Below are 14020 nucleotides of genomic sequence, written 5' to 3' on the forward strand. Positions count from 1 at the left end.
TTGCCTTGGTCAGTAAAAAATTTGAACCAGCTGCGAAAGTTTGTTTTGTCCGAGGGTTTGCGCCAGGGCGTCGGCTGTGGACGGGCTTATTGTAAAAAGGACCGTCATGAATAATTGTCCCGCGATAAGGAGGGCAAAAATCCATAGGGCGACAATGACGATCCTGAATTTCATTTTGCCAGCTGAACCTTATGGGTTATCGAAACGAGATTGCCAAATTCAATCCGGCGGTCGCTATAATAGGACTCGCGGATGAGGATAATCGCTTTTTCGTTGCTCAGGCTGGTCACGAGTCCACGGGCAAGCAGACGCGGAGGAATGAGCGAATCGGAACGGTCTTTTTCCCAGATGGCGACGCCGTCTCCGAGGGCATAGCCGTTGTCGGAACCCTGGTCGATGAGGACGTATTCATAGGGGCCGATGACCAGATTCTTTCCCAAGGTATAGCGGATCAAAGCCATATCCTTGACCGCCACGGATTGGATGCGCGAGTAGCCGTTGACATTGATCGGTGCAAAGGGCTTTTGCAAGCGGGCTTTGGCGTATTCCATTTTGATTTCGCGCATGGTCTGGATGATAATCGCCCGGGAAAGAGTATCGCCGACATCGGTAATCCGAGCGAGTCCGGCAAAGCGGAGAATCGCCCCATCTTCTTTGGCGCGGATTTTGGTCTTGGGCAAATCCACACGACGGGTGTCCCAGATTTCGACCATGTCGCCCACTTTGGCCTTTTGCGGCGTATTCATGCCGATTCCGACGACCACTTCCTTTTCGACCGTGTGAACGAGAGGTTCCCGCTTTTCTCCGCTGCGGATGGTGAACCAGTCCGGGTCGGCTTTCAGGCTGTCCGGATGGGTGACGACGGGAGCTAAAATCTGGTAGTAGCCGTTAAAGAGTTTCGGTTGCGCCCGCTGCGAATAAAAATAGGACGTTCCCTTTCGGGCGAGGCGTTTTTGTTTTTGATGGCTGGAATCGTTTGCCAGCTTGCCCAGTTTTTTGGCAAAGTTGTTGTTTTCGTCGCCAAGGCAACCGTTGGGAATGGAAACGCCTTTGGGAAGCGTGGAGTCGGGAGCGGCCGTGGCGCACGGTGCAGACGGCTTTTTCGGTTCCGGCTTGACGGAAGTATCGGGCGCACTTCCCAGATAGATGGAGTCGCCGGGATAAATCCAGTGCGGGTCTTGAATGTGCTTGTTGTTTTCCCAAAGATCCGGCCATGCGAACGGATCGTTCAGGTATTCGTCGGAAATATCCCAAAGGGTATCGCCTTCTTTAACGAAATAGGCGCTTGCGGCGAGAGCGGCAAGGGCGAGGGTAACGGAAATGTATTTTATCAGCCTCATACTTATCAATTTAAACTATTTCAAGTGGTGAAAAAAATCATTTGCGCCGCTTTTGTGTGAAACGGATTGTTTCCGCAGCGTTTGACATGTCGGTGGCCGGCTTTTCGATGCGCTTGATCACTTTGCCGGGATGCGGCGTTTTGCGACCGAGAAGTCCCGCCCGATCGGGAACGAACAGGAAAAGGGTCTGGAATGTATTGCTGCCGGGTTCCAAATCCAGCGGAATGATTTTGCGGAGCATGTAGCCTTCATTGCGAAATTTTTTGATTTCGGTAGTGGCAACGGACAAATTGGAAGAATTCAATAAAATGCGTTCCGGGCGACAGGCTGCCATTTTGGAAACGAGGGATCCTAGGCTTTTTCCGTTGGGAGGATCCAGGTAGATGGTCCATTTGCCTTCCTTTCCTTTGCCCGCGAAGAATTTTTCAAAGAAATCTTTTTCGACGGTGGAACGGATCATGCGAACGTGGGGCACTTGGCGGGGAATGTTCCGTTGATCGACCGCATAGGATGCCGAAAAATAGGGAGAGAGCGCTTCGGCGATATAGGCGGGGCCCGCATGGCATTCTAAAAATTTGTCTTCTTTTGAGGGGTGGATGGCTTCGCGAATCCGCTTGGGCAGCGCCAGCCATGGTTCTTTGGCTCGGGGAGTCCAATCGGCGATGTGGAACATTTGTCCTGTTCCGGCAATGGGCAAAAATTCGTTTCCGAAACCTTTGTGCAATTCGATTTGCGAATCCGGCGATGGGTGTGCGGGATCAAACGCTTGAACGGGGCGAATCTGGATCTGGTGGCAGCAGAGGATGTCGCTCGAATGCTCGTGCTTCAGGTAATTCATGAAGGTTTTGAATTCGCGGGTCGCTTCCGCCGAATGCAGGATGGTCTGGACGGCAAGTCCGTAACGCCCGTCCCCTGTCGCACGAAACCAGATTTGCAGAACGGATTTGCGGAATTTGGAGAGGTGCGGCTTGCGAATCTGCGCATCGATGTCGAGGACGATTTTCGGGGGCTTGGCTCCTTTGTAAGGGCCTTCGATGGAAAGGACGCGGTTTGTCTTGGAGAGCATTTGGGAGTGTATTCTCCAGTCGCTGGTCTCCGCTTTAGACGGCTGGGTAAACCAGCTTTGAATCTTTCCGGGAATGCGGTTTTCTTTAACCCAGTTTTCCAGATAGGCTTTTTTCCCCTCCAGATCCGGGGGAATGGGACCCACGATTTTGGGGGCGGCGTCCTTGGGACCGGGCTTTGGGGAAGTGCGGTTCCATGTTCCGCGGTTTTCCATTTTTTTTCTTTGCATAAATGAAGTCGGTTAAATGATGAAACGAGGGTAGTGCCAGCTGCAATCCTGGGCGGGAGACGGGGGGAAGTTCCGGAAATTCCCGCGGATGCAGAACATATTCGGGTGGGAGTCGATGGGCGACAGGGAAATGAGGGAATCCGCATGGGCTTCGAGTTGCGGGAATTCTTTCGTATTGACTGCGGCAATTACTGCGGAGCCTGTCAGGGCGATCAGAGTTTCCGCTAAAAGGAGCAAAGCCTGTTCGGGTGGGATATTGTTACGCACGGCTTTGGGGTTGTGCAAAATGGCCGACAGGGAATCGATGATGATGACGCCGTAGTCGTGCAGTTCGAGTTTTTTCGCCCCTTTGACTCTTTTGGCGATGCACTGTGCCATTTCCAGCGGGGAAAGCGCTTGTCCGCGCAGATTCAGGAAGCCGATTTCGGGAATGGATGCGGAAAGTCCGCGGGAAGCGGCGACGGCAAAAAGCCGCCCGAGTACGGTGGAACGCGAATGGTTGAAGTTTACCAGCAGAACGTCCGTTTTGTGTGTGGAATGGCCGAGCCAGTCGTCGCCGTAGGAGAGCGAAAGGGCTAGATCCAGCAAGGCGAAAGATTTCCCGGATTTGGGAGGCGCTAAAAGCAGCATGAATTCGCCGGCCTGCAAAGCATTATCGACGAAGAGCTTTTCTTTTTTGGGAGCGTCGTCGTTGTCGCTAGCCAGTTCGATAAGGGGTTTGCCATCGAGACAGAATTCGACCCAGGTCTGCCACGCTTCGAAAGTCTGCGCACCTTGATTCAGTCCGATAAGATATTGCTGTTTTCCGTTTCGGAGAACTCCGGGCAATCGGACCATTTGCGCTGGGTTGGGAATTCGGTTTTCGACATCAAAGCCCTGCTCTTCCAAAGTCTTGAACAGGTATTCGACCCGCTCGTCGTATTCGGCCCGGTTCTTGGCATGGATTTTTATCCACGCCTGCACGGAATTGGCTCCCGTATTGACCAGAGCGGCACAGGGCAAATTGAGTGCCTTGTAGTAGGCGAGCTGTTTGGCTAGGCTTATCTGGGGGTTATCGACCACGGCGTAGCGATAGCGGAAAGACTCGTCTTCTTCCGAAGAGCTTTTGACTGCATTGATGGAAACGAGAGCCCCGTCCGGTCCGTCAAGGGCTTTCATGGTTTTCTTGATGCCGTTCGATTGCTCCAAAATGCTTGCGACCGTGTTCGTTTCTGCTTTGGGCGTGTTGGACATCTTGTATTCGACGGATTCGTCCGGTTTGAACAGGGCGTCCAGCAGCTTGAGAAAATCCATTCGCCAATCCGGCGTCGGCCACGGGATATTCAGCGCTTCGGGATCAATTCTGTGATTTTGCAACAGTTCCAGCGCTTTGGCATCAAGTCCCATAGCGAGAACCTGTTCCAGGGAAATGGAACCTGCAATGATGGGTTGAGCGACTCCTGTTGCGGCAATGGCGGGCATCGCCTGCGTAGAGGGCTGTGCAGCTGAAGCCGCCTGTTGAGGGGCTTGTGGCGCCGGCTCCCGTTCGCGGGAACGCTTTTCCGCAGCGTAAGCCCGTCGGATAATCGCGTCCGATTCTTCTTCCGAAAGTCCTTCTTCTTTGGCATGGTCTCCCAGCTGGAAGGTGGCTTCCATGTAAGTCATTCCGACTTGTTCCGCTGCTTCCGCCGCTCGGAAAAGTTCTCCTTTCAGATCTTCGGAACTAAAATTATTCGATAAGAATTGGTTGATTATCTGCCGAGGTGATTCCATATAGGGTAAATATATGTTTTTTGAATGGAAATATTGACAATAAAGGGAAGACGACCTTTAAAAATTGCTTGGGTGAAGCGCACTAACAACTGATAACTAAGGACTAGTAACTCTGATGCGACCGATTTTTTGAAAATGAATTTTTAGAGGTGGCCGGAAAAGGAATCGCGAAAAGGGGTGTTTATGAATGTAGATTCGCTGGGATTTGAAAATCGACGTAATCATTTGTATGTAAAATTTGGAAATTATATACAATTCTTTATCAAATACTTGTGTTAAATTTTTTTTAAAACGAGAATTTTCTTTTCGTGAGGATAAACTTTTTTCCAGACGGAACATTTTCTTTCACAAGGGTAACTCAGTTTTCAGTTTCAACTCCCAACTCCCAACTACCCCCTAGCCACTAATCATTGATCACTAATACGGGCAAATCGAATGGAATTTTATATACAAGCCCAAAATTTTTCCTTTTTTTTCGCCAAAGTGCGACAATTTTTCTAAATATGGCGCCTATGAATCCTGAAGGCGCAATTATTGTTCAAAGTAATCTGGAAATCCTTGTCGAAGTCCACAATCCGCACTACATCGAAGCTCGAGATGCCATCGCTCCGTTTACGGAACTCGTGAAAAGTCCGGAGCATCTGCACACTTATCGAATTTCGCACCTTTCTTTGTGGAACGCCGCTTCAACGGGTCTTCGTGCCGAGGATGTCGTCCAGCGTTTGGACGAACAGAGCAAGTATCCTCTTCCAGAATCCGTCGTGACGGAAATTCAAGAATACATGGGGCGTTACGGATTGCTCCGGCTTTCAAAAGACGAACGGGGGCTTTATCTGGAATCGTCGGAAGTCGCCTTGTTCAAGGAAGTTTGCAAATTGCCCAATGTCGGCTCTTGTCTTCTTGAATTTGAAGGAAACAATAAGGTTTACGTCGATCCCAATAAGCGCGGCATTTTGAAAATGACGCTGACCCTGAACGGTTTCCCGGTGGAGGATATCGCCGGCTATGTGTGTGGCGATCCGCTGGCCATAGACCTTCGGGAGAAAACCCTCGAAGGAAAACCGCTCGTACTTCGGAACTACCAAAAGGAAGCTTCGGAAATTTTTTACGCTTCGGGATCTGAAAAGGGCGGTTCGGGCGTCATCGTTTTGCCTTGCGGTTCGGGAAAAACATTGATAGGCATGGCGACGATGGCCTTGATGAAGACCCGCACGCTGATTCTTACGCCGAATATCTCTTCGGCGCGCCAGTGGATTCGTGAAATTCTGGACAAGACCACTTTAACGCCGGATCAGGTGCGGGAATATTCCGGAGATGTGAAGGAAATCGGTCCAGTTACGGTTGCCACCTACCAGATTTTGACGCAGCGGAAACGGGTGAAAAAAACGGAAGAATCCGAAGAGGAAAAGGAAGAAGCCGACAAGCCGCTGGTGAATTTCCCCTTGTTCAGCGAGCACAAGTGGGGACTGATGATTTACGACGAAGTGCATCTGCTTCCGGCTCCGGTATTCCGTTTCAGTGCCGAAATGCAGGCCACTCGGCGCTTGGGATTGACGGCGACCCTCGTGCGTGAAGACGGCAAGGAAACCGAAGTCTTTTCCCTTATCGGACCGAAAAAATTTGATTTGCCCTGGAAAGTTCTGGAGTCTCAGGGATGGATTGCCACGGCGGATTGTTGCGAAATCCGTGTTGTCATGACCCCTGAACTCAAAATGCAATATGCGCTGGCGCAGACTCGGGATAAAATCAACATTGCAAGCATGAATTCCCGAAAGGATGATGTGGTGGAAAAACTCATCGAACAATATGACGAGCCGGAAGACCGCATTCTGATTATCGGGCAGTATATTGAACAGCTGACGCAGCTTTCCGAAAAGCTGGGGATTCCTTTGATTACGGGCAAAACGCCGAATAAGGAACGCGATAAACTTTACGGACAATTCCGGGACGGTTCCCTTCGCAACCTGATGGTTTCTAAAGTGGGAAATTTTGCGATAGACCTTCCCGATGCGAGCATTTTGATTCAGATTTCGGGAACTTTCGGCAGTCGCCAGGAAGAAGCGCAGCGTCTCGGGCGCGTCCTTCGCCCCAAAGCGGATGGCCGTCCGGCGCATTTCTTTTCTTTGGTGACAAAGGATTCCAAGGAACAGGAATTTTCCATGAATCGCCAGCTGTTTTTGACGGAACAGGGATACGCGTACAAAATCATGAATTATTCCGGCGGAGAAATTGTGGCGGCGGGAAAATGACATCCCATCGTGACATTCCGACGATCCATTCCGCATTTTAAATGAGCAGGGTTCGCTCGTGAAAACTTCCGTTTTTTTGTTTGAAAAGCGTTTTTTTGCCGTGCTTGCAGGGCTCGCTTTGCCGATTGCTTTGCAGGATTTGATCAAATTTTCGCTGGCCTTGGCGGACAACATCATGGTCGGGAGCATTTCGGAAACGGCTTTGGGCGCGGTAACGCTGGCGGGGCAGCCGTTCTTTGTCTTTTCGCTTCTATCCTTTGGAATTGCGAGCGGCGGAGGCGTGCTGGTTGCGCAGTATTACGGCAAGCACGATGCAGAAAGCATCCAGAAAGTCGTGTCGATGACGATTTCCATCGGCGTTCTTTTTTCGTTTGCGTTCGGGCTTTTGACAACTCTTTTTCCGCGGACGGTCATGCGGATTTTTACGGATGTCCCTGCTCTGGTGGATATTGGCGCGGACTATTTGCGGATTCAGGGCTTTGCGTATTTCTTTTACGGTTTTAGCAATACGCTGATTATGCTGATGCGCAGCACAAGGGAAGTCAAAGTCGGATTGATTGTGAATTTGTGCGCATTCGTGCTGAACGTTCTTCTAAACTGGATTTTTATTTTCGGACATTTCGGTTTGCCTGCCCTGGGGGTGAAAGGGGCGGCTCTTGGAACGGTGCTTGCTCGTGCCGCGGAATGCGTCGCCATGATTTTTTACGTCCGCTTTTTTGAACGGCATTTGAACTTCCGGTTCAAGAAATTGTTTTGCTTTGACCGGATTCTTTTTAAGGATTATCTCCGCTACAGCGTTCCGGTGGTGATTAACGAAACGGGATGGTCGCTGGGGGTTGCCGCGCAGTCGGTAATTCTCGGGCATTTGAACTCGACGATTGTGACGGCGGCCAGCATTGTCGGGACTTTGCAGCAGATGGCGTTGGTCCTTATTTTTGGCGTGGCGGGCGCGTCGGCGCCGATTCTCGGCAATTTTCTCGGCAGCGGAAAAAATCTGTCGGAAGCCAAACGCTACGCAAACACTCTCCTTTTGGCGGGATTTCTGGTGGGAAGTCTGGCAGCCTTGGCTCTGTTTCTTTTTAAGGAACCGATTTTGGCCTTATATGCCGTTCCGGAAAATACGGCGAAATTGGCGGACACTTTTATTTGCATCCAGTGTTTCATGATCGTTTTGCAATCCTACACTTCGCCCGCGATTGTCGGTATTTTGCGGGCTGGCGGCGATACCGTGTTCACTTCGGTTTTGGATATCGGCAGCCTCTGGGTCTTCTCGATTCCGCTCGGTTATTTGGCGAGCTTTGTCCTGGACGCTTCGTATCCGATGATTTTTTTAATGCTCCGCGCCGACGAAATGGTGAAGTTGCCCATTTTGATTTGGCGAGTGCAGCGTAAAAAATGGATTCGGAATGTCACCCGCTAATGCGATAGGCGAAAATTTCTGAAACGAAAAACGGAAATGGGATGAGGATTTGCCTGTTGCAACGGGAAATTGTGGGGCAAAAAGCAAAAAGGAAAGAAAAAAAGCCCGAATTCAGAAGAACCCGGACTTAAGAGCCACCCAGCAGATTTGAACTGCCGACCTGCTGATTACGAATCAGCTGCTCTACCAGCTGAGCTAGAGTGGCATCGCGAAAACAAATGTAGTAATAATTTGGAAAAATTTCTATATTTAGCTCAAATTTTTTTTAAGGACCTAAAATATGTCGAATAATATGCCGAATAGCGGAACATCTTCCCCGAATTCCGACGTGAAAGAATTTTTTATCCAGCACGGAATCAAGGTGGGCGTGATTCTTTTGGCGGTAATCCTTGTCGTGGTGGTGATTATCCACATCCAAGGTTCCAAAATCCAGGCGAATGCGGCTCAAGCCGAACTTCTCGGACCGGCTTTGGCTTATGAATATACGGGAAAAAAGGACAGCGCACTTGCGAAATACGAGTCTTTGATGCAGTCCAACCAGTTGAAAGGGGAATATCTTGCCAAGGCGGCGCTTTTGGCGGGCAATATCCGTTTTCAGAATGGCGAGTTTGATGCGGCGGCAATCCTTTACCAGAAGGCTTTGGACAATGCAGGCTCTCTTCCGCTGATTCGTGGCGGGGCGATGCACGGGCAAGCTGCTGTCGCTATTGAAAAGAAGGATTATGCGGCTGCAGCGGGTCTGCTCGAAAAGTTCGTTTCGGAATTTGGCAAGAGAACAGGCGATTTGGAAGACCGTTACGAAAAGCTCGAACCGGCGGATCAGGTCCCGACCGTTGCCGACGCGCTCTGGAAGCTCTCCCTGGTTTACAACGAGATGGGCTTTTCGGACAAGGCGAAAATTTCCGCTGAAAAATTGCTCAAGATTTATGGCGACGACCCGCTTTACAGCGAACGCGCCAAGAAATTGCTGGCGACTCTCTGATTTTTTGAACCGCTGAATTTCGGCTCGCCTGATACGGCGGGCTTTTTTTGTTGCAGGATTAAACGGAAGAATCCTTAAAACTTCCTGAAAAAATCAAGGCCTACAGCTTCTCGATTGCTGAAAAGCGAATGGAAAATTTCAGGATTTTCGGTCGTCGTTTTCTTGGGCTTGGAAGTCCAGGAAATAAAAAATGACAAATATGTTTGAAATTTGGGGCGCGAGCGGAAAAAGAAGAGGTGATAGGGAAAATGGGCGCTTTTCGGCGTTCAGGGGGCGCATTTCCGAATTTTAAATTTTGAAAAATTCTTTTAACTCCGGAGAAATAATGTCCGATTACATTCAGAATCTTTTCGCAGACCGCATTGGCGGGAAAAATTTTGGCAAGGAAACGGTCCTATACAAGTTCGAAAAAATCAAGCGGGCGAGACGTGCCGCCGAAGCCGAGCATCCCGAAACGCCGATAATCGACATGGGAGTTGGCGAACCGGACTGGATGGCGGATCCGTCGGTGGTGGAACGCTTGGCGGTGGAAGCGCAAAAATACGAGAATCGCGGTTATGCGGACAATGGCATTTTGCCTTTTCAGGAGGCTGCCGCCGCTTATATGCAAAATGTTTTTGGCGTCTCGGGATTGAATCCGCAAACGGAAATCTGCCACAGCATCGGTTCCAAGCCGGCGTTGGCCATGCTTCCTCAGGTTTTTATCAATCCGGGGGATGTCGCTATTGTAACGGTTCCCGGCTACGGGGTTCTGGCGACGATGACCCGATTCCTCGGCGGCGAAGCCTATGCGTTGCCCCTGCTTCCGGAAAATGATTTTCTTCCGGATTTGAACGCAGTTCCGCCGGAAATCGCCAAGCGGGCGAAGCTGCTTTACATCAACTACCCGAACAATCCGACGGGTGCGGTCGCCACTCCGGAATTTTTCCAAGAGGTCATCGATTTTGCGAAGAAGAACGAGATCATTGTCGTTTCGGATGCCGCCTATGCCGCTCTCACTTTTGACGGTTACGCGCCGCTCAGTTTTCTTTCCGTTCCGGGAGCCAAGGATGTCGGCGTTGAAATCCAGTCGCTTTCCAAAGCGTTCAACATGACGGGCTGGCGTCTCGGATTTGTTGCTGGAAACGAAAAGGTCGTCAAGGCTTTTGCCTGCATCAAGGACAATAATGATTCCGGGCAATTCAAGGCGATTCAGTATGCGGGAGCCCAGGCGCTTTCCACGCCGTCGATTACGGAACGCACTGTCGCCAAGTATTCCCGTCGCCACGATTTGCTGGTCAAAACTTTGACCGAAGTCGGCTTTCGGGTGAAAAAGCCCAAGGGAAGTTTTTATTTGTATGCACAGGCGCCTAAAGGCATCGAGGGCGGAGAAAAGTTCAATACGGCGGAAGATTTTTCGCAGTGGCTTATTCGGGAAAAACAGATTTCCACGGTTCCTTGGGACGACGCGGGACACTTTATTCGGTTCAGCGTTACCTTTATCGCCGATTCGGAAGAGGCGGAAATCTCGCTGATGAAAGAAATCGCAAGACGCCTTGCCGGTGTGAAATTCGTCTGGTAAAAATCAGAGCGTTTTCCGTTCGTCCGGTGGATGCAAAGAGAGCCGCAAAAAATGCGGCTCTTTTCGTGTGATGTTTTGTCGATGGAGAGGTGCTTTAGCAAATTTGCTTGTGGATGCAAAGTTGCTATTGCGCTTGGTAGTTTGAAAATCCGATTGTTATTTGACGATTTTCTGTTGTAAAATCCCGTTGGAAGTGTGGGCGTAAACCAGATAGACGCCACGGGGCATTTCTCTTAGCGAAAATTCCTTTTGCCCATTTGCGGAATGCAGAACGAGCTGCCCGTTTGCGGAAAGGATATCGACTCTGCGTACGGCATTGGCTCTTATGGACAGGCGATTTGCCGAATAGGAAATGGCTGCGGACGGGGAAGTTGGCGTCTTGGAAATCGCGGTGGTTTCCTGTGAACTGGAACTTTCAGGTCCCTCAAAAGAAGAGGAGCTTTCGGTTTTTTGGGAAGAGGAGCTGCCGATTTCCGAAGAGGAGATGGGCGAATCAATTTGGACTTTGATGAGGAACAGGTTTGCCACGTCGCCTTTGGTAACGGTGTAGGATCCTGCTGCCAGCGAAAGGGAAAGAACTCCGTCAGTTGCAGTGTAATTCTTTCCGTTCACTTTTACTTTGTTCGTAAAATCCGAATTGAAGTAGAGTGAAACGGTGGCCGAAACGCCCAAGGTGAATGATATGCTAGTGCTGCTTTCCATTTTGAGGCAGCGGGTCAGTTCCATACCGTCGATGGAGATGGACCCTTTGGAAGTGGAAAGGGAACCCATGAAGTCGAAGTATTCGCTGCTCAAGGCATCTTGAGTGAAGTTGTGCGAAATGTTCGCCGTAATCGGGAGAAGGCTTCCGTCGGGATTTTCCGCGCTGGAAGAACTCGGTTTGACAGAAGAGCTGCTTGTCGCAGAACTGGAAGAACTCGGTTTGACGGAGGAACTGCTCGCTGCCGAGCTTCCCGCCTGGCTGCTGGAACTGGTGATGATGACGGCTCCAGATCCCTGAATGCTTTTCAAGGTCCCCGTATAGGATTGCAATTTGCTTTTCAGGGCGGAGTTTACCGCGTAGGACTCGTCGTCGCTATCGGAAAAAGTCCATTGGAAATCACCGCCGTGCATTCTGCCCGCATACGTTTCGACTGTGGTTTTGGCGGCAGCCGGTTCCTCTGCCGTGTAGGAATACATTTTGCTTCCCGTATCGAAATTGCTGTAATAGTGGCCGCCTTTTTTGCTTTTTATCGAGGCGGGGATCGTCGTTTTGGCGTTGCTTACTACATAGGCGTCGAAGTCTGTTTGCGTATCGATGCTCATCGTGCTGGCGTTTACGCTGCTTCCTTTGTTTGTAAAGGAACTTGCGCCGTAGGGAATGAAGGTGAATTTGCCTTCCATGTAGTTGTTGTAGGCTTTGATGAATCCGCCGTCTTCATTGCTGAAAGTCGCGTTGGCGGAGGAACTGTTGGCGGTTCCTGCATAAAGGTCGGAACCTTGCATCGAAGTGAGCATAGGGTATTTGCAGTTGCGGAAATAGTTTCCTTCCATGAATACGGATGAACCCAGCGTGCTTCCCGCCCCATACTTTGCATTGCCATCGTAATAGTTGTTGTAAACGTGGGCATTGTAGTAGCGGACTCGCGGATGCCGACTGTCGGAATGGTCATACCAGTTGTGATGATAGGTGATGTAATAATCGGTCGTTTCGTAGCTGAAAACGCCTTCGGAAAGTCCGAGAAGGTTGCTTTTTCCGTTGTCCCAGAAGTGGTTGTAGCTGAAGGTGATATAGGAAGACTTTTTGCAGTCCAGAGCGCCGTCGCCTTTGGCCTGGTCGGCATCGGAACCGGCATCTCCGTAAAAGAAGTCGTTGTTGTGAACCCAGACGTAGGCGTTGTTCTGTTGTAGGCCGATGTTGTCACCTTCGCCGGAATTGACGTTCATGATGCCGATGTTGCGGATTTCGACATTCATCGCATTTTTCAGGCGGATGCCCCAACCGTTGACGGTCGCATCCTCTCCGATGCCTTCGACGGTGACGTAAGCGTCTTCGGAAGAACCCAAATCGATAAGCATATCGCCGGAAATGAGGGAGTCCGAATCGGTCACGTTTCCGAGGATACGGATGACGAGCGGGCGTTTTTCGTATCCCTTTTTATAGCAATTCAAAATGCCTTGAACGCTTTTGCAGGTAGTTGTTGCCCCTTTGGAATTTGTCGTGACATCGAGAGTTGCCGTATTCTTGGTGTTTTCGGACATATAGATGACGACCGCTCCGCTTTTGAGCGTGCCGTCGGCGTTGTAGGCGCCTGGAACGTGACCGTCGTTGAAAGCGAAACCCGTCCTGTCGAACGCTTTGACGGAAACTGTTTGAGTCGCGGATTCGGAGCTGCTTTCTCCCGAAGCGGTAACGGCGGCGATTCGAATGGTGTGGGAGCCTGCGGAAAGCCCCGGAATGTCGGCGCGGACATAGCCGTTGTAAGTGCGGATAAGCGCATCGTCTATTTTCTTGCCGTCGCAATAGACATTGTAGCTGCTTGCACTGCTGACGGGCGTCCACTTGGCGTAGGCGGATTCAAACCAGCCTCCCGCTTCTTGAACGGTGAGCGCGCTCGTGGACGAGACTCCTGCGGCGAGTCCCATGGTAAAAAGTAAAGCCGATTTTGTTTTCATTTTCTCCAATCCTTTTTGATGATCGCGTCTAAAAATGCGTTTTCAAAAATCGTTGGCGGCAGATTGCGCGGTTTGCTTTTTAAAGTGCCCGATGCTTTTCGTATCGCTCACTTTTCATTCCTGCGCTTGCGAATCGATTTTCTTCATCCAAGTCGTTTTTAGGCGCGGACTTGTTTGAGAATGTTCTCAAAAAGTAATTTAAACAAAAAAGAGGGGTGGGTCAATGGTTTTTAAAGAAATTTATCTTGATTGTTGTTTTATAATGGATTATTTTTGATTTTACTTTGCTGGAATCTGGTTTATATGTTCTCAAAATTTTGTTGTTTTTGTAGCGTTTTTTGAAATTTTACTCTCATTTTGGGGAATTATATACGATCTTCCACCAAATACTCTCAATTAAATTTTTTCTTCAAAACGAGAATTTCTTCTCGCAGACAGCGAGGTGACCGCCTACGCCCATGAGCCTTGGAAGCTCCGCTTCCTTTAGGCGAATTGTCCCTTCCAGGGATACTTCAACTACGGAATCGGAGATTCCAAGTTTCAGGGATGCGCCGCCGTGGCAATTCTTGCTGGCACCTCGTCATTGCGAGTCGCGATAGCGGCCCATGAGCCTTGGAAGCTCTGCTTCCCTTAGGCGAATTGTGCAAAGCCGTGGCAATCTTGTCAGCGGAAAAAGGATTGCTTCACCCCTGTGGGGGTTCGCAATGACGTAAAAACAACCGCCTGCTCAAGGAACGCAAGCGAGCAGGCAGTCCCGTACACAATCC

9 protein-coding genes and 1 tRNA gene are annotated in these 14020 nt (G+C 50.1%); 4 read left to right on the forward strand and 6 right to left on the reverse strand.

Translation table 11 applies throughout. The annotated features are described in order from the left end of the window. Positions 1-9 precede the first annotated feature (9 nt). The 4 genes from B5D40_RS15685 to B5D40_RS10200 are packed head-to-tail and all read right to left on the reverse strand — an operon-like array spanning position 10 to position 4386. Positions 10-174 (reverse strand): hypothetical protein, encoded by a 165-nt coding sequence (locus B5D40_RS15685; RefSeq protein ID WP_158222063.1) that lies wholly within the window; start codon positions 172-174, stop codon positions 10-12. Continuing rightward, positions 171-1340 (reverse strand): LysM peptidoglycan-binding domain-containing protein, encoded by a 1170-nt coding sequence (locus B5D40_RS10190; protein WP_078776812.1) that lies wholly within the window; start codon positions 1338-1340, stop codon positions 171-173. Before B5D40_RS10190 ends, B5D40_RS15685 begins: the two co-directional genes overlap by 4 nt. A 37-nt stretch (positions 1341-1377) precedes the next feature. After that, positions 1378-2619: a class I SAM-dependent RNA methyltransferase family protein gene (locus tag B5D40_RS10195; RefSeq protein WP_143394332.1), complete on the reverse strand. Its 1242-nt coding sequence runs from the start codon at positions 2617-2619 to the stop codon at positions 1378-1380. 27 nt (positions 2620-2646) lie between these two features. Continuing rightward, positions 2647-4386 carry an AAA family ATPase gene (locus B5D40_RS10200; protein WP_078776814.1) on the reverse strand — a complete coding sequence of 580 codons (1740 nt, stop codon included), beginning with the start codon at positions 4384-4386 and terminating at the stop codon, positions 2647-2649. Positions 4387-4889: 503 nt separating this feature from the next. Between B5D40_RS10200 and B5D40_RS10205 the strand changes: the two genes are divergently transcribed. Both B5D40_RS10205 and B5D40_RS10210 read left to right on the forward strand, forming a co-directional pair. Further along, positions 4890-6635, forward strand: coding sequence for a DNA repair helicase XPB (locus tag B5D40_RS10205; protein ID WP_233134219.1), 1746 nt, complete (start codon positions 4890-4892; stop codon positions 6633-6635). A gap of 58 nt (positions 6636-6693) precedes the next feature. Beyond that, the gene (locus B5D40_RS10210) at positions 6694-8055 is read left to right on the forward strand and encodes an MATE family efflux transporter (RefSeq protein ID WP_158222062.1); all 1362 of its coding nucleotides are present in this window, start codon (positions 6694-6696) and stop codon (positions 8053-8055) included. A 132-nt stretch (positions 8056-8187) separates the two neighbouring features. On the opposite strand, the gene B5D40_RS10215 is transcribed toward B5D40_RS10210, so the two are convergent. Beyond that, positions 8188-8260, reverse strand: a tRNA-Thr gene (locus B5D40_RS10215). A 75-nt stretch (positions 8261-8335) separates the two neighbouring features. Here B5D40_RS10215 and B5D40_RS10220 point away from each other — a divergent pair. Together B5D40_RS10220 and B5D40_RS10225 are read left to right on the forward strand one after the other, a co-directional pair. Continuing rightward, entirely contained in the window at positions 8336-9037 is a 702-nt protein-coding gene (locus B5D40_RS10220) for a tetratricopeptide repeat protein (RefSeq protein WP_233134218.1), read from the forward strand. A gap of 325 nt (positions 9038-9362) precedes the next feature. After that, the gene (locus B5D40_RS10225; RefSeq protein ID WP_078776816.1) at positions 9363-10598 is read left to right on the forward strand and encodes an LL-diaminopimelate aminotransferase; all 1236 of its coding nucleotides are present in this window, start codon (positions 9363-9365) and stop codon (positions 10596-10598) included. A 156-nt stretch (positions 10599-10754) separates the two neighbouring features. Here the strand turns inward: B5D40_RS10225 and B5D40_RS10230 are convergent, their stop codons facing one another. After that, positions 10755-13253, reverse strand: coding sequence for a pectate lyase family protein (locus B5D40_RS10230; RefSeq protein WP_078776817.1), 2499 nt, complete (start codon positions 13251-13253; stop codon positions 10755-10757). Between the last annotated feature and the right edge of the window lie 767 nt (positions 13254-14020).

The sequence above is a fragment of the Fibrobacter intestinalis genome, assembly GCF_900167415.1.
Lineage (GTDB): Bacteria > Fibrobacterota > Fibrobacteria > Fibrobacterales > Fibrobacteraceae > Hallerella > Hallerella intestinalis.

Bases quoted from the DNA above. Each gene is read 5' to 3' on its own strand.
- B5D40_RS15685 (WP_158222063.1), bottom strand. From the start codon at position 174: ATGAAATTCAGGATCGTCATTGTCGCCCTATGGATTTTTGCCCTCCTT.
- B5D40_RS10195 (WP_143394332.1), bottom strand. From the start codon at position 2,619: ATGGAAAACCGCGGAACATGGAACCGCACTTCCCCAAAGCCCGGTCCC.
- B5D40_RS10205 (WP_233134219.1), top strand. From the start codon at position 4,890: ATGGCGCCTATGAATCCTGAAGGCGCAATTATTGTTCAAAGTAATCTG.
- B5D40_RS10200 (WP_078776814.1), bottom strand. From the start codon at position 4,386: ATGGAATCACCTCGGCAGATAATCAACCAATTCTTATCGAATAATTTT.
- B5D40_RS10220 (WP_233134218.1), top strand. From the start codon at position 8,336: ATGTCGAATAATATGCCGAATAGCGGAACATCTTCCCCGAATTCCGAC.
- B5D40_RS10230 (WP_078776817.1), bottom strand. From the start codon at position 13,253: ATGAAAACAAAATCGGCTTTACTTTTTACCATGGGACTCGCCGCAGGA.
- B5D40_RS10190 (WP_078776812.1), bottom strand. From the start codon at position 1,340: ATGAGGCTGATAAAATACATTTCCGTTACCCTCGCCCTTGCCGCTCTC.
- B5D40_RS10225 (WP_078776816.1), top strand. From the start codon at position 9,363: ATGTCCGATTACATTCAGAATCTTTTCGCAGACCGCATTGGCGGGAAA.